General features: G+C 39.9%; 17 protein-coding genes. 16 read left to right on the forward strand and 1 reads right to left on the reverse strand.

What is annotated here, in order from left to right; all coding sequences use genetic code 11:
- Positions 1-10: 10 nt before the first annotated feature.
- The 14 genes from DXB43_RS04470 (at position 11) to DXB43_RS04535 (ending at position 13,372) form a co-directional block, all read left to right on the forward strand.
- A complete protein-coding gene (locus DXB43_RS04470) occupies positions 11-1,255 on the forward strand; it encodes a glutamate-5-semialdehyde dehydrogenase (protein WP_117946919.1) in 1,245 nt (414 codons plus the stop codon).
- A gap of 30 nt (positions 1,256-1,285) precedes the next feature.
- Positions 1,286-2,725: a tRNA (N6-isopentenyl adenosine(37)-C2)-methylthiotransferase MiaB gene (miaB, locus tag DXB43_RS04475; RefSeq protein WP_117946920.1), complete on the forward strand. Its 1,440-nt coding sequence runs from the start codon at positions 1,286-1,288 to the stop codon at positions 2,723-2,725.
- Positions 2,726-3,103 (forward strand): NusG domain II-containing protein, encoded by a 378-nt coding sequence (locus DXB43_RS04480; RefSeq protein WP_117946921.1) that lies wholly within the window; start codon positions 2,726-2,728, stop codon positions 3,101-3,103.
- A gap of 8 nt (positions 3,104-3,111) precedes the next feature.
- Complete coding sequence (locus DXB43_RS04485) at positions 3,112-3,621, forward strand: Gx transporter family protein (RefSeq protein WP_117698410.1); 510 nt, start codon at positions 3,112-3,114, stop codon at positions 3,619-3,621.
- Positions 3,585-4,202: a Holliday junction branch migration protein RuvA gene (ruvA, locus tag DXB43_RS04490; RefSeq protein WP_117946922.1), complete on the forward strand. Its 618-nt coding sequence runs from the start codon at positions 3,585-3,587 to the stop codon at positions 4,200-4,202. Before DXB43_RS04485 ends, ruvA begins: the two co-directional genes overlap by 37 nt.
- A 12-nt stretch (positions 4,203-4,214) precedes the next feature.
- The gene (ruvB, locus tag DXB43_RS04495; protein ID WP_022243755.1) at positions 4,215-5,207 is read left to right on the forward strand and encodes a Holliday junction branch migration DNA helicase RuvB; all 993 of its coding nucleotides are present in this window, start codon (positions 4,215-4,217) and stop codon (positions 5,205-5,207) included.
- A 95-nt stretch (positions 5,208-5,302) separates the two neighbouring features.
- Positions 5,303-5,818 carry a cell division protein ZapA gene (locus DXB43_RS04500; RefSeq protein WP_117698409.1) on the forward strand — a complete coding sequence of 172 codons (516 nt, stop codon included), beginning with the start codon at positions 5,303-5,305 and terminating at the stop codon, positions 5,816-5,818.
- Positions 5,819-5,889: 71 nt separating this feature from the next.
- Positions 5,890-8,142 carry a peptidase U32 family protein gene (locus DXB43_RS04505; protein WP_117946923.1) on the forward strand — a complete coding sequence of 751 codons (2,253 nt, stop codon included), beginning with the start codon at positions 5,890-5,892 and terminating at the stop codon, positions 8,140-8,142.
- 13 nt (positions 8,143-8,155) lie between these two features.
- The gene (locus tag DXB43_RS04510; protein ID WP_117946924.1) at positions 8,156-9,544 is read left to right on the forward strand and encodes an FtsW/RodA/SpoVE family cell cycle protein; all 1,389 of its coding nucleotides are present in this window, start codon (positions 8,156-8,158) and stop codon (positions 9,542-9,544) included.
- Positions 9,468-10,946, forward strand: coding sequence for a peptidoglycan D,D-transpeptidase FtsI family protein (locus DXB43_RS04515; protein ID WP_117946925.1), 1,479 nt, complete (start codon positions 9,468-9,470; stop codon positions 10,944-10,946). The genes DXB43_RS04510 and DXB43_RS04515 overlap by 77 nt, the downstream gene beginning before the upstream one ends.
- A 133-nt stretch (positions 10,947-11,079) precedes the next feature.
- Positions 11,080-11,532, forward strand: a complete 453-nt coding sequence (locus DXB43_RS04520; RefSeq protein WP_022243760.1) for an NUDIX hydrolase — start codon at positions 11,080-11,082, stop codon at positions 11,530-11,532.
- Between the two features lie 44 nt (positions 11,533-11,576).
- Positions 11,577-11,918 (forward strand): hypothetical protein, encoded by a 342-nt coding sequence (locus DXB43_RS04525; protein ID WP_022243761.1) that lies wholly within the window; start codon positions 11,577-11,579, stop codon positions 11,916-11,918.
- Between the two features lie 2 nt (positions 11,919-11,920).
- Positions 11,921-12,889 (forward strand): DUF2953 domain-containing protein, encoded by a 969-nt coding sequence (locus DXB43_RS04530; protein ID WP_117946926.1) that lies wholly within the window; start codon positions 11,921-11,923, stop codon positions 12,887-12,889.
- Positions 12,890-12,925: 36 nt separating this feature from the next.
- On the forward strand, positions 12,926-13,372 hold the full coding sequence (locus DXB43_RS04535; RefSeq protein WP_117698404.1) for a GerW family sporulation protein: 447 nt from the start codon (positions 12,926-12,928) through the stop codon (positions 13,370-13,372).
- A 435-nt stretch (positions 13,373-13,807) separates the two neighbouring features.
- On the opposite strand, the gene rpmB is transcribed toward DXB43_RS04535, so the two are convergent.
- Positions 13,808-13,993, reverse strand: coding sequence for a 50S ribosomal protein L28 (rpmB, locus tag DXB43_RS04540; RefSeq protein WP_117698403.1), 186 nt, complete (start codon positions 13,991-13,993; stop codon positions 13,808-13,810).
- Between the two features lie 222 nt (positions 13,994-14,215).
- Here rpmB and DXB43_RS04545 point away from each other — a divergent pair, with 222 nt between their 5' ends.
- Positions 14,216-14,575, forward strand: a complete 360-nt coding sequence (locus tag DXB43_RS04545) for an Asp23/Gls24 family envelope stress response protein (protein ID WP_022243764.1) — start codon at positions 14,216-14,218, stop codon at positions 14,573-14,575.
- 15 nt (positions 14,576-14,590) lie between these two features.
- Positions 14,591-16,267 (forward strand): DAK2 domain-containing protein, encoded by a 1,677-nt coding sequence (locus DXB43_RS04550; protein WP_117698402.1) that lies wholly within the window; start codon positions 14,591-14,593, stop codon positions 16,265-16,267.
- The last annotated feature ends 1 nt before the right edge of the window (position 16,268 follow it).

Consider the following 16,268-nt stretch of genomic DNA (forward strand, 5'->3'; position numbering starts at 1 on the left):
GGAGGGAATTATGGAATTACAGGAATTAGGTAAGAGAGCAAAAGCAGCAGAAGTCATCATGCGGAATATGGGCATGAAAGAAAAAGAAAAGATTTTGCTTGAAGTTGCAGAACATTTAGTAGAAGATACCGATGCTATTTTAGCAGCAAACCAGAAGGATATGGATGCAGGAAGAGAAGCCGGAATGCATCAGGGACTTTTAGACCGTCTGATGTTAAATAAAGAGCGCATTGCACAGATGGCAGAAGGAATCCGCCAGGTAGCAGAATTAGAAGATCCGGTAGGAGAAGTCCTTTCCATGAAACAGCGCCCGAATGGACTTATGATTGGAAAGAAGCGTGTACCATTAGGTGTCATTGGAATTATTTATGAATCACGTCCAAATGTAACAGCAGATGCCTTTACTTTGTGCTTTAAAACTGGAAATACCGTGATTTTAAAAGGTGGAAGTGATGCCATTCATTCCAATATGGCAATCGTAAAGAGCATCAATGAAACTTTAAGTAATAACCAGCTGCCGGAAGGAGTGCTTTCTTTAATCGAAGATACCAGCCGGGAAACTGCTACTGCATTTATGAAAATGAATGAGTATGTGGATGTACTGATTCCAAGAGGTGGCTCCGGACTGATTCGTGCTGTGGTAGCCAATGCTACAATTCCGGTGATTGAGACCGGTACCGGTAACTGCCACATTTATGTGGATGAAACCGCAGACCTTGATATGGCGGTGAATATCATTAATAATGCCAAAACACAGCGCATCGGTGTATGCAATGCCTGTGAATCCTTAGTGCTGCATGAGAGCATCGTAGATGAACTGATGCCACGCCTTTCTGCAAAATTATCCGAAAGCCATGTAGAAATCCGTGGGGATGAGCGGGTTCAGAAAGCTGCAAAAGATGCAGTGGCTGCAACAGAAAAAGACTGGGGCACCGAATATTTGGATTATATTATTTCTGCAAAGACAGTTTCAGATATTGATGAAGCCATTACACATATCAATAAATATAATACCGGACATTCGGAAGCAATCATTACCAATAATTATGAGCATGCACAGAAGTTCTTAAATGAGATTGATGCTGCGGCTGTTTATGTAAATGCATCCACCCGTTTTACTGATGGATTTGAGTTTGGCTTTGGGGCAGAAATCGGAATCAGTACCCAGAAGCTGCATGCCAGAGGACCGATGGGCTTAGAAGCACTGACGACCACTAAATATATCATTTACGGGGATGGACAGATCAGAGAATAATAAGAAAATATAAAGAAAACAGGAAAAGAAATGAGAGAAATAGAAAAGATAAATCACACCGGTGAAGTTCCGGTAATGGAACCACAGAGACAATTTTATTTTATGGACCTTGCAAAGCAGTATGTGGCGCAGATTTCCAGGAAGAAAGGCAGACCGCTTACCTTTCATGTGACAACTTTTGGCTGCCAGATGAATGCCAGAGATTCTGAAAAATTATGCGGAATTTTAGAGACTGTAGGTTTTGAAGAGACCGATTCCGAGGAAGCAGATTTTGTCATTTATAATACCTGTACCGTACGTGAAAATGCCAACAATAAGGTTTACGGACGTCTGGGATATTTAAGCGGCTTTAAGAAAAAGAATAAAGATATGATGATTGCATTATGCGGCTGTATGATGCAGGAACCGGAGGTTGTGGAAAAATTAAAACAGAGTTATCGTTTTGTAGACCTGGTTTTCGGAACCCATAATATCTTTAAATTTGCAGAACTTCTGGTACGCTGCTTTGAAGAGCAGAAAATGGTGATTGACATCTGGGATGATACGAAAGAAATTGTAGAAGAACTTCCGGTAGAGCGGAAATACAGCTTTAAGTCCGGTGTTAATATTATGTTTGGCTGCAATAATTTCTGCAGTTACTGTATTGTGCCATATGTAAGAGGAAGAGAACGCAGCAGAAAACCGCAGGATATCATAAGAGAAATTGAAAAATTGGTAGCAGATGGTGTAGTAGAAGTTATGCTCTTAGGACAGAATGTCAATTCCTATGGAAAGAACTTAGATACACCAGTGACCTTTGCACAGCTCTTACAGGAAGTAGAAAAGATTGAAGGTCTGGAAAGAATCCGGTTCATGACATCCCATCCAAAGGATTTATCCGATGAACTGATTGAAGTAATGAAGAATTCTAAAAAAATCTGCAGACATCTTCATCTGCCGCTTCAGTCCGGCAGCAGCAGAGTGTTAAAAGAAATGAACCGTCACTATGACAAGGAGCATTATCTTGCACTGGTTGAAAAAATCAAAAAAGCAATGCCGGATCTGGCAATTACAACAGATATTATTGTAGGATTTCCGGGAGAAACTGAAGAAGATTTCTTAGAGACCATGGATGTGGTAAGACAGGTAGAGTATGACAGTGCGTTTACTTTTATTTATTCAAAACGTACCGGAACGCCTGCTGCCAAAATGGAAAATCAGATTCCGGAAGATGTGATAAAAGACCGTTTTGATCGGCTGTTAAAACTGGTACAGGAGATTTCCGCAAAGAAAGCCGGAGCATTAACCGGAAGCGTGCAGGATGTATTAGTTGAAGAATTAGATGAACAGCAGGAAGGTCTTGTGACCGGAAGATTATCCAATAACTCAGTGGTACATCTGCCGGGTGACGTATCCATGATTGGAACTATCGTACCGGTACATTTAAAAGAATGCAAAGGCTTTTATTATATGGGAGAGGTTGCAGAGTAAATGAACCGTCGTTTTGGAAAAAATGATATCCTGTTGCTGGGAATGCTTGCAGTAGTTATTTTAGTTTTCTATGTAGGAATGACCTCTGCATTACAAAGCGGTGACAGTATTATCATTACGGTAAATGGCAGCGAATATGGCAGATATTCCCTGACAGAAAATAAAGAGATTCCAATTAAAATAGATGGAAAAGTTACCAATATCGTAACGATTGAAAATGGGACTGCCTATATGCTTGAGGCGGACTGCCCGGATCAGTTGTGTATGCATCAGAAAGCAATTTCCAAAGATAAAGAATCCATTATCTGTCTGCCAAACCGGGTTGTAGTAACCGTAGAAAGTGAGCAGAAAAATACATTGGATGATGTGGCAGGGTAGGTGAAAGCATGAAGAAAAGTGTAGCATATCTTGGCGTGTTTTTGGCACTGGCCATGATATTAAGTTATGTGGAAGCAATATTGCCCTTTGCCATTGGAATACCGGGAGTAAAGCTTGGACTTGCCAACCTTGTTACGGTGCTGATGCTGTATCTGATTGGCTGGAGAGAGGCTCTTTGTGTATCGGTGCTTCGTATTGTGCTTACCGGAATTTTATTTGGAAATTTGGTCAGCATCTGTTATGGACTTGCCGGCGGATTATTAAGCTTTGTACTTATGTTTATTCTGATTCGGATGAACTGTTTTCATGTAGTTACGGTCAGTATCTGTGGCGGAATCATACATAATATGGGACAGCTTATCGTAGCAGGATTTCTGGTAAGCTCATACTATGTCATTTACTATATGCCGGTTTTATTGATTGCAGGCTTTGTGACGGGTGCCCTGATTGGAATTGTGGCAAAGGAAGTAGGAGGAAGATTATGTATTCATATATCAAAGGCGAATTATCCGAAATAGTGGCAGAGAATCATATTGTCGTTGAAAATGGCGGAATCGGCTATAATATTTATATTCCGGGACAGGTATTATCTCTGCTACCGGGAGTTGGCGAAGAAGTAAAAATCTATACCTATCTTTGTGTCAGAGAGGATGCATTTATTTTATATGGTTTTCTTACCAGAGATGATTTGAATGTATTTAAATTGCTGATTGGTGTATCCGGAATCGGACCAAAGGGTGCACTGGCAATTCTTTCTGTCATGTCAACGGATGATTTGCGTTTTGCAGTATTATCTGATGATGCAAAAGCAATTGCAAAAGCTCCGGGTGTTGGAAATAAGACGGCACAGCGGTTGATTATAGAATTAAAAGACAAGCTTAGTTTAGAGGATGCCTTTGAACAGAAATTAAGCCATACACAGGAAGTTGCTTCTGGTAACGGCTTAAAAGGAATCCGCAATGAAGCGGTAGAGGCACTGGTTTCACTGGGTTATTCTTCCACAGAGGCTTTGAAGGTTCTTCGTGATATTGAAATTACGGAAGACAGTTCGGTAGAAGATATTTTAAAACTGGCTTTGAAGCAGATGGCATTCTTATAAGAGGAGCAGAAAATGGAAAAACGTGTAATTTCAACGCAGATGCAGGATGAAGATATCAAAATCGAAAAAACACTGCGTCCGATGACCTTGGATGAATATATTGGTCAGGAGAAAGCAAAAGCAAATCTTAAAGTGTATATAGAGGCTGCAAAACAGCGTGGAGAGTCCTTAGACCATGTATTGTTTTATGGTCCTCCGGGACTTGGTAAGACTACTCTTGCCGGCATTATTGCCAATGAAATGGGTGTACATATGAAAGTCACTTCCGGTCCGGCAATTGGAAAGCCGGGAGAAATGGCAGCTATTTTGAGTAATCTTGCAGAAGGTGACATTTTATTTGTAGATGAGATTCATCGTCTGAACCGGCAGGTAGAGGAAGTATTATATCCTGCCATGGAGGATTATGTCATTGACATTATGGTGGGAAAAGGCGCAACTGCCCGTTCAATCCGCCTTGATTTACCGCATTTTACGCTGGTTGGTGCCACTACCAGAGCCGGACTTTTATCGGCACCCTTAAGAGACCGTTTTGGAGTGGTACATCATCTGGAATTTTATAATGTGGAGGAACTTAAGACAATTATTGTCCATTCTGCAAAAAAGTTAGAGGTAAAGATTGATGAGGAAGGTGCAATCGAATTGGCACGCCGTTCCAGAGGAACGCCGCGTCTTGCCAACCGCCTTTTAAAGAGGGTGCGTGATTTTGCACAGGTGCAGTACAATGGTGAAATTACCAAAGAAGTAGCATCCTTTGCACTGGATTTACTGGAAGTAGACAAGATGGGCTTAGACCAGAATGACAGGAACATTTTGCTTACGATTATTGAAAAATTCCAGGGTGGCCCGGTAGGGCTGGATACCCTTGCGGCAGCGATTGGGGAAGATGCCGGAACCATAGAGGATGTTTATGAACCATATCTTGTAAAGAATGGATTTATCAACCGGACACCAAAGGGAAGGGTCGCAACAGAATTTGCATATCATCACTTTGGAATAGAGGGCTAAGAAAATAGTTGTTTTTCGACAGATTTATAGCTATAATATGCTATATGTAGTAGTCAGAGAATATTTTTAGGCAGATACGCAGAGAGGAAATGAAAATGGCAGCAAAAAATAATACAGAAGTGATTATTGATGGAAAAGTATATACTTTAAGTGGATATGAGAGTCAGGAGTATTTACAGAAGGTAGCAACTTATATCAATGATAAGATTGCAGAATTTAAAATGCTGGATGAATATAAGAGAATTCCAAGTGATATGCGTTCCACATTGCTGGCATTGAACATTGCAGATGATTACTTCAAAGCGAAAAATCAGGTTGAAAAATTAGAGCAGGATTTAGAGGTAAAAGACCGTGAAATCTATGATTTAAAGCATGAACTGATTTCCAACCAGATCCGCATGGAAAGTGATGCCAAATCTTTAAAGGATCTGGAAAAAGAAAATAAAGAGCTGCTTTTAAATAAGACCAGATTAGAAGCAACCTTAGAAGATGCTTTACTTGGTAAAGTAGATAAACTTGAAAAACCGGAAAAAACTGAAAAACCAGAGGAAAAGAAAACAGACCATACGGAAGAAAAGAAAGAGGAAAAGCCTTCCGGAAAGAAAGCGTAATAGAGAATAAAAACTATGAAAGGGGGCAGACATTTATCTGTCCCTTTTGTTGCCATAGGAGATGAGGAAAGATGAAAGAGTTAGAACTTTTAGCACCGGCAGGTTCCTTGAAAACATTAAAGGCAGTCATTCATGCCGGAGCAGATGCCGTATATCTTGGCGGAAGTATGTTCGGTGCAAGAGCATATGCCAATAATTTTAACGAAGAAGAATTATTAGAAGCAATCCGTTTCGGACATATTCATGGACGCAAAATTATTCTTGCGGTGAATACTCTGTTAAAAGAATATGAATTAGGACAGCTCTATGATTATCTGCACCCTTATTATGAAGCGGGATTAGATGCTGTCATCGTGCAGGATATGGGCGTTATGGAGTTTATCAAAACTCATTTTCCAAATCTTCCGATACATACCAGTACCCAGATGACCATTACCAATGTAGAGGGAGCCAGGCTTTTAAAGGAACAGGGTGTAGAGCGTGTGGTGACAGCGAGAGAAATGTCCTTAGAAGAAATTCAAAGAATCCATGATGAAGTAGGCGTGGAACTGGAAAGCTTTATTCATGGCGCATTGTGTTACTGTTATTCCGGACAGTGCCTTTTCAGTAGTATCATCGGCGGAAGAAGCGGAAACCGTGGCAGATGTGCACAGCCATGCCGCCTTTCCTATGAAGTATTGCAGGGAGAAAAAAGTCTTACCGGACATCATGCAACACCGATTCTGAGCCTTAAGGATATGTGTACACTGCCATTTTTGTATGAACTGGCAGACCATGGGGTATATTCCTTTAAGATAGAAGGACGGATGAAGACACCGGAGTATGCTGCCGGTGTAGTAAGTATTTACCGGAAATATATGGATTCCTATCTGGATGGAAGCCGCATTCCGGTGGAGAAGAAGGATATCAGGGCACTTTTAGAACTTGGAAACCGAGGTGGCTTTACCAACGGATATTACTATCATCATAATGACAGTGATATGCTAAGCGGAGAGAGTGCTTCCCATAATAAGAGCGAAGGTGTTCTTCAGGATAACATCCGTAGAGAATATGTAGACACCGAATTAAAAGAAAAGATTAAAGGAAAGTTAATATTAAATAAAGAATGCCCTGCTAAGATAGAAGTGCAATATGGAAAAATAAAAGTTTCTTATCAGGGAGATATGGTTCTTGTAGCGCAGAATCGTCCGTTGACGGAAGAAGTTGTAACAGAAAAGATTACAAAGACTGGAAATACACCATTTGTTTTTGAAAATCTTGAAGTTACAATGGATGATGATATTTTTATGCCGGTAAACCAGTTGAACCAGCTGCGAAGAGGTGCGTTGGAAGCATTAGAAGAAGCGTTGTTGAAACCTTATGAAAGAACGCTTCCAGAATTGGTGGAAACTTCTTCCGCTGAAACAGATAGGCAGACAACAGGAAATGCCATAAAAGAAAAGCAGATTTCCGGACAGTCATTATCACAGACTTCTGGACAACAATCCGCCGGTTCATCCACAGAAGTCCGGGTACTGATTGAAGACGCAGAACAGCTTCCGGCAGTATTAAAAGCCGATTTCGTGGATACGGTTTATCTTGATTGTATGTTGTATACAAGAGAAAATCTGATTCGCATGTTAAGTGCGGATATAGACAGGGTACAGGCATCCGGTAAGAAAGCATTTTATGTATTCCCATTTATTTTCCGGCAGCAGACCAGTCTTTTTTATGAAAAAATCATGCCGGAGCTAAAAAAGCTTCCATTAAATGGTATTATGGTGCGGAGTCTTGATGAAATTGCGTTTATAAAGGAATGGGGCAATGAAAACTGGCAGATGGTATCCGACAGTAATTTATATACCTATTCCAATGAAGCGGCAGAATATTTTTATCGTCTTGGAATGATACAGGATACAATTCCGGTTGAATTGAACCGGAAGGAGATTTTAAGAAGAGAAAACAGCCGGTCTGAAATGATTATCTATGGCAGACTTCCACTTATGATAACGGCACAGTGTATTCATAAGAACACGTTAGGCTGTATGCATCAGCTCAAGGTGCTGAACTTAAAAGATCGTTATTCTGTATATTTTCCGGTGAAAAATTTCTGCTCGGAATGTTATAACGTAATTTATAATTCGCTTCCGGTCTGTCTCTTTAAGGAAGACGTAACCGTGAAAAAGATTGCACCGGCTGCCGTAAGGCTTTCCTTTACGACAGAGACGGAAGAAGAGACAGAACAGATTTTAACAATTTATGGCGATATTTATAAAAATGGTGGCATTTTGGGGCAGATGCCAATGGAATGCACCAATGGACATTTTAAACGAGGCGTAGAATAAAGCAGAGGTATTTATGGTTCATTTGATTGTGGAATTATCAAAATATGCACTGATTATTCTGTTTTCCGTGTATACATATGAATGTTTTGCGGTATTCCGGAATATATCAGAACGAAAACAGGAAAAGAAATTCAGGCGGCAGGCAAGAATTTTGTATGCGATTCATTTTACGGCATATTTAGTTATATTTGCGGTGACAGAGGATGCATATACTTTTATTTTTTATCTGGCGCAGATAATTCTTCTTGTTGTGGTACGGAATGTGTACAAATTATGTTATCCGACGGCTTCAAGACTTTTGGTTAATAATATGTGTATGCTTATGATTATCGGGTTTATTATTCTGACCCGCCTGAATTTTGGACATGCTATCAAGCAGTTTGCGATTGCAGCGGTATCCTGTGTGATTTCCCTTGTGATTCCGGTGATGATACGGAGGATGGGATTTTTCCGGAATCTTACCTGGATTTATGCGGCAATCGGTATTGTGGGACTTGGTATTGTATGTATCGCAGGAAGCACCAGCTATGGAGCAAAGATTTCCTTTACCATAGCAGGAATTACGGTACAGCCGTCTGAATTTATTAAGATTCTTTTTGTGTTTTTTGTGGCTGCCATGTATCATAAATCAACGGAATTCCGTCAGGTGGTAATTACCACTTTGATTGCAGCACTGCATGTATTGATTCTGGTATTATCCAGGGATTTAGGTGGCGCATTGATTTTCTTTGTGGCTTATATGGCAATGCTTTATGTGGCAACGAGAAAACCACTCTATTTTGCCGGTGGACTGCTGGCGGGAAGTGTAGCGGCAGTAATTGCCTATAAATTATTTAACCATGTCAGAGTCCGTGTGGTGGCATGGAAAACACCTCTAAAAGTAATTGACAAAGAGGGCTATCAGATCTGCCAGTCACTTTTTGCAATCGGGACCGGAGGCTTCTTCGGTCTGGGGTTATATCAGGGCATGCCAAATAAAATACCGGTAGTAGAACAGGATTTTATTTTCGCAGCAATTTCAGAAGAACTGGGTGGAATGTTTGCCCTGTGTCTTATTTTGGTCTGTGTAAGCTGTTTCCTGATGTTTTTAAATATTGCCATGCAGTTAAAGGATTCCTTTTATAAGCTGGTGGCACTTGGACTTGGAACGATTTACGGATTTCAGGTATTCTTAACCATTGGCGGAGTAACAAAATTTATTCCATCCACCGGAGTAACCCTTCCGTTAGTCAGCTATGGAGGAAGCTCCATGTTAAGTACATTGATTATATTTGGCATTATTCAGGGATTATATATTTTGCGGGAAGACGAAGGAGTGTCACATAATGAAAAAGGAGAATATAAATCAGCAGAAAAGAAAGCAAAATCGGGATTCGAAACAGAAGTCAGGGACCTCAGTTAGTAAGAATAAAGAATTTGCAGTGATTACCTATCTTTTCCTTGCTATCTTTATCTGCCTGATGGGATATATGGTATATTTTCAGACGGTAAAAAGCGAAGATTTTATCAATAGTCCATATAATAGCAGGCAGGATACTTTTGCAGACCGTGTGGTCAGAGGAAAGATTATGTCAGCAGATGGCAAAGTTTTGGCCGAGACCGTAGTGGATGCTGCCGGTAATGAAACCCGGAAATATCCTTATGGTAATATGTATGCGCATGTGGTCGGGTTTTCCACCAATGGAAAGTCCGGTATTGAATCCAATATGAACTTTAATCTTTTACGTTCCCATTCTTTTGTATTAGAACGTATGTTTAATGAGATTAAAGATGAAAAAAGCATGGGAGACAATGTGGTTACCACGTTGGATTCCGCTTTGCAGGAAACTGCATATCAGGCATTGGGTAATTATGATGGTGCAGTTGTTGTGATGGAGCCTTCCACCGGAAAAGTGCTTGCCATGGTGTCCAAACCGGATTTTGACCCGAATACTATTGCGGCAGACTGGGATTCCATTATTTCAGAAGATAATAATAACTCGGTTCTTTTAAACCGGGCAACCCAGGGATTATATCCGCCTGGCTCTACTTTTAAAATAATTACAACTTTAGAATATATCCGCGAAAATCCGGATTATGAGAATTACAGCTATAGCTGTAACGGAAGTATTACAGAGAATGATTTTACAATACACTGTTATAATAATGCCGTGCATGGAACGCAGGATTTGAAGCAGTCCTTTGCAAATTCCTGTAATTCATCTTATGCCAATATCGGATTATCTTTGGACACAGATTCTCTTTCGGACCTTTGTTCAGATCTGATGTTTGATAAGACACTGCCGGGAAACTTTGAAACAAGTAAAAGTCAGTTTAAATTAACAGATGAATCCCCGGAAAGTATGAAAATGCAGACGGCAATCGGACAGGGAGAGACGCTGGTAACACCACTCCATATGTTATTGATTACCAGTGCAATTGCCAACGATGGTATTCTAATGAAACCTTATGTGGTAGACCATACGGAAAATGAAAATGGTATAGAAGTAAAGAAATATGAGCCGGCTGCAAGCAAGCAGCTTCTTTCGGAAAAAGAAGCAAAGACCATGCAGGAATTTATGGCAGGTGTAGTTGCAGATGGTACTGCATCCAAGTTAAATGGGCAGAGTTATACTGCATACGGCAAGACTGGCTCCGCAGAGTTTAATAACAATAAGGGAGAAAGCCATTCCTGGTTTGTTGGATATGCACACCGGGAGGATAAGGAAGATATTGCAGTTGTTGTAATTGCAGAAGGTGCAGGTGCAGGCAGTACCGTTGCAGTTCCGGCAGCAAAACAGGTTTTTGATGCTTATTACAGATAAATGAAAACAGATAGGATGACATGTTGCGTCAGGAAACATCCTGGACTTCTGAAATGGATTGTTGCATCCTTCTGAAAAAAGGGGTATACTGTTTGTTAAACAAAAGGTAGTGACCACATCAGGAGGTATTGCAATGATTGAAGCAACAAGTTGTGGTGGTGTGGTAATATTTCGGGGTAAGGTGCTTGTCCTTTATAAGAATTATAAGAATAAGTACGAAGGCTGGGTGCTTCCAAAGGGAACAGTAGAACCCGGGGAAGAATTCAAAGATACCGCAGCAAGAGAGGTATTGGAGGAAACGGGCGTAGATGCATCCATAATCAAATATGTCGGGAAGAGCCAGTATAGCTTTACTGTGCCAGAAGATACGGTGGAGAAACAGGTACATTGGTATCTGATGATGGCAGACAGTTATTACAGTAAGCCACAACGTGAAGAGTTCTTTGTAGATTCCGGATATTATAAATATCATGAAGCCTATCATCTTTTAAAATTTGCCAATGAGAAGCAGATTTTGGAAAAAGCTTATAATGAATATCTGGATTTGAAAAAGTGTAATCTGTGGGGAACCCACAAATATTATTAGAGCAGCCATCTGACTGCTTTTTTAAATCAGATATGAGGTGTAGCATGCATTGGTATTCTAATTTATATCTGGGAGAAAGGCTGAAAAATCAGGAAGCAAAGGTAAAAAGCAGAGTGGAGCGGAATGTGCCACAGCCGTCGCTTTATCTTCTGACCCTTCCGTCAAATGAAGAGAATCTTCTGGATATTATACCGGCAACAGATTTATTACAAAAGGCATATCCGAAGAAAGAACTTTTTATTATCGGTCTGGAAAAAGGATATGACGCAGCATTAGAGATGTCAGCAGCAATTGTGAATGATATTTATCATAAAACAGGAACATTTGAAGTGCGTAAATTTGTACTGAAACAGCAGACTCGTAAAAATACTGAAATGGAGACATGAGGATGACAGTGCTGTTATCTATTTTGAAAATCCTGGGCATAATATTATTATGCATATTAGGTTTACTGGTTTTACTTATCATGCTTTTGCTGTTTGCTCCGGTATCTTACCGGATTCGTGGAGAGACAAGGCAGGGACAGACTACGTTAAAAGTGCATGGAGCATGGTGTCTTATGGCTTTGCGTTTTTCCTTTCTAATGGAGCAGGGAAAGCGGCTTGCAGTTTTAAAGATTTTTGGCATAAAAGCATGGAAGTATCCATCGGATGAAAAATCCAAAAAGAAATTAGAGAAAAAGAAAGTAAAGAAAAAGCAGAAAAAGAAATCCGGGGAAAAATCCCATAAGGAACCGGAAAAAGACTTAGTGCAGAAACGTCAGAAGCCGGAAGAACAAACAGCACCGGCGATTGAAAAAAAGATAGATGTAACGGGGCTGGAAGAACAGAATCCACCGGCTGAAGTGCAAGAAGAACAGACGGAAAAACAGTATGAACAGAAACACCATAAGAAGACATATAAGAAAAAGTTTGTTTTCGCATTTGGTAAAATCAGCAAGACAATACGCTCGATAGTAGAAAAGATAAAAGCAATTCCGCAGAAATTAAAAAATATCGGCAGTAAAATAAAAAAAGTGAATCAGTGGATACAGGATGAGCAGAATAGAAGTGCCGTCCGGTTTGTCCTGGGTGATGTAATAGGGCTGTTAAAAAAATACGGACCAAAGCATATGAAGGCAGATGTTGCTTATGGTATGGAAGATCCGGCAGCCACAGGACAGGTTTTAGCAGTGCTCAGCGTATTACCATTTTTATATTATGATAAGGTATCTATTATGCCGGATTTTGAGGCAGAACGTTTTTATATCGAAGGCAGCTGGGATATAAGGGGACGGATACAGGTGATTCATTTATTAAAGGCTGCAATTCAAATCTGGAGAAATCCGGATGTGAAACACTTTATAAAGCAATTTTAACAGAATCAATATGAAGTAGAATCAGGAGGAATTATTATGGCAGACAGTAATAACACATTTCGCAATACGGTAGAATCTTTATTCAAAGGAATGGACAGCTTCATTACAACCAAGACAGTGGTAGGAGATGCGATTCATATCGGAGATACCATCATTCTTCCATTAGTGGATGTATCCTTTGGTGTAGGCGCAGGTGCATTTTCACAGGAGAAGAAGAACAACGGAGCAGGAGGAATGGGTGGAAAGATTACACCGAGTGCGGTTCTTGTCATTCAGAATGGCACCACCAAGCTTGTAAATATTAAGAATCAGGATGGTGTGACCAAAATTCTTGATATGGTACCAGATTTCGTAAATAAGTTTGCATCCAGGGGAAAGAAGGATGAGGCAGCAACTGCAAAGTTAGATGAAGAATCCAAGAAAGCAGCAGAGTCTGAGATGAATGAAATTTTATCTGATGCAGTAAATAAGGATGAAGAATAAGAACAGTATAGAATAGTAACAGAAGAACGTACAGCGTGCTAAGTGAAAAAGAAGGGCATATACTATAATGGTATATGTCTTTTTGATTGGAGAAAAAACATGAAACGCTTGATGGGGTATTCCTTTTTCATGGTGGGATTTGGCATGTTTTTTATGTTTATTATTCCAAGTGACGTGATTGGGATTATTATTATATTGATATTGCTGTTGATAGGGTATAATCTTTTCTGCTGTAAGTAATAGGAAAGCAATTTCTTGTAAAGGAACAAAGAATGTGCCTTGGCACATTCTTGCGCCTGCGGCGGTCGCTTGCGACAACTACCTTATACGCCGCAGTGTGCATCCTCGCGGAGCGTTTTTACTTTACAGGAAAGCAATTTCCTGTAAAGTAAAAAAAGGACTGTCCAAAAGGACAGTCCAGATAGAAAATGCTAATTAAGCTCTTTCAACGGATCCGGATCTTAAACAGGAAGTACATACGTACATTCTTTTTGGAGTTCCGTTTACTTTACATTTTACAGATTTGATGTTTGATTTCCACATTCTATTAGATCTTCTATGAGAATGGCTCACATTGTTACCGAAATGAGCGCCTTTTCCACAAACTGCACATTTTGCCATGATAGCACCTCCTTTAAATTCTTCACTAAGCCTGTTATGACACAAGCTCACAACAAAGCTATCTTAACAGAAATACAGACAGAATGCAAGAAAAAAATTGCATTTTTTGAAAATAAAGAAAAATACTGTTTCTTTTTTCAGAAAAAGAGGTTATAATATAGTTCATGTTATGTATATACTGGCGGAAATGCGAGAAGATTAATTTTAATTGGAGGTTATAGAATGACAGGTAAAATGGAAAACGAATTAGGTAAAGTCGTAATTGATAATGAAGTAATTGCAACCTATGCCGGTTCTGTTGCAGTTGAGTGCTTTGGCATTGTGGGAATGGCTGCAGTTAATATGAAAGATGGCCTGGTTAAATTATTAAAGAGAGATTATCTGACACATGGTATAAATGTGGATGTGGATGAAAATAATAAAATTACAATTGATTTCCATGTAATTGTTGCCTATGGCGTAAGTATTGAGACAGTAGCAGACAATCTGATTCATACGGTAAAATATAAAGTGGAAGAGTTTACCGGAATGCAGATTAAGAAAGTCAACATTTTAGTTGAAGGCGTCAGAGTGATTGATTAAGGAGGAACTGTTGAAGTGGAAGTAAGTACAATAAACGCTGCGGTATTTGCTAAAATGTTTTTGGCCGGAGCAAAGAATCTTGAAGCAAAGAAAGAGTGGATTAACGAACTGAATGTTTTCCCTGTACCGGATGGAGATACAGGAACCAATATGTCTATGACAATTATGTCAGCAGCAAAGGCAGTAAGCGAGCTTGAAAATCCGACCATGAAGGAACTTGCAAAGGCAATTTCCTCGGGTTCATTAAGAGGAGCAAGAGGAAACTCAGGAGTTATCCTTTCCCAGTTATTCCGTGGATTTACCAAGGTGATTGCAGAATATGATGAGCTTGATGTAGTGATTCTGACAGAAGCTATGCAGAAGGCTGTTGAGACTGCATATAAGGCAGTTATGAAACCAAAGGAAGGAACGATTCTTACTGTTGCTAAGGGGGCAGCCAACAAAGCATTAGAACTTTGTGATGATACCGATGATATTGTATTCTTTGTAGATGAAGTTATTAAAGAAGCAGACCATGTGTTAAGCAAGACACCGGATATGCTTCCTGTATTAAAACAGGCTGGCGTAGTAGATTCCGGCGGACAGGGACTGGTTCAGGTATTAAAGGGCGGTTATGATTCCCTGATTGGCAAAGAAATTGATTACAGCATTGAAGGTTCTGCAGCATCTGCAGGTGTTATGAAGATTACTGCTGAGACAGAAGCTGATATTAAGTTTGGTTATTGTACCGAATTTATCATTGTATTAAATCAGCCATTAACAGAGAAGCAGGAGCATGAATATAAAAACTTCTTAGAGTCCATTGGTGATTCTATCGTTGTTGTGGCAGATGATGAGATTGTGAAAACCCATGTACATACCAATGACCCTGGTCTTGCCATCCAGGAAGCATTGAAACATGGTTCATTAAGCAAAATCAAGATTGATAATATGCGTGAAGAGCATCAGGAAAAATTAATCAAGGATGCTGAGAAACTCGCAAAAGAGCAGAAAGAGGAAGAAACCAAAGAAGAAAAGGCAGAGGAACCAAGAAAAGAAATGGGCTTCATTTCCGTATCCATTGGTGCCGGTGTCAATGAAATCTTCAACGGACTTGGCGTGGATTATATCATCGAAGGTGGTCAGACCATGAACCCAAGTACCGAGGATATGTTAAATGCCATCGACCATGTGAATGCAGATAACATCTTTATTCTTCCGAATAATAAGAATATTGTACTGGCTGCAAATCAGGCAGCATCTTTAGTAGAAGATAAGAAGATTATTGTTATTCCAACCAAGACAATTCCACAGGGAATTACAGCACTGATTAACTTTATTCCGGATCAGTCGGCAGAGGAAAATGCAGAGCGTATGACCGAGGAATTAGAAAATGTAAAGACCGGTCAGGTAACTTATGCAGTCCGTGATACCGTAATCGATGACAAAGAGATTAAACAGGGCGATTATATGGGAATTGGCGACAAGAGCATCCTTGCTGTTGGTAAGGATATCAAGAGCACTACAGAAGATATGGTTGCTGAGATGATAGATGAAGAATCTGCGATTATCTGTATCTATTATGGTGAAGAAGTAACAGAAGAAGATGCCAATGCATTAGGTGCTGCTTTAGAAGAGAAGTATCCGGAGGTAGAAGTGGAGATTCACTTTGGCGGACAGCCAATTTACTATTATGTAATATCAGTAGAGTAAC

The sequence above is a fragment of the Roseburia sp. OM04-10BH genome (genome assembly GCF_003462605.1).
GTDB lineage: Bacteria > Bacillota > Clostridia > Lachnospirales > Lachnospiraceae > Roseburia_C > Roseburia_C amylophila.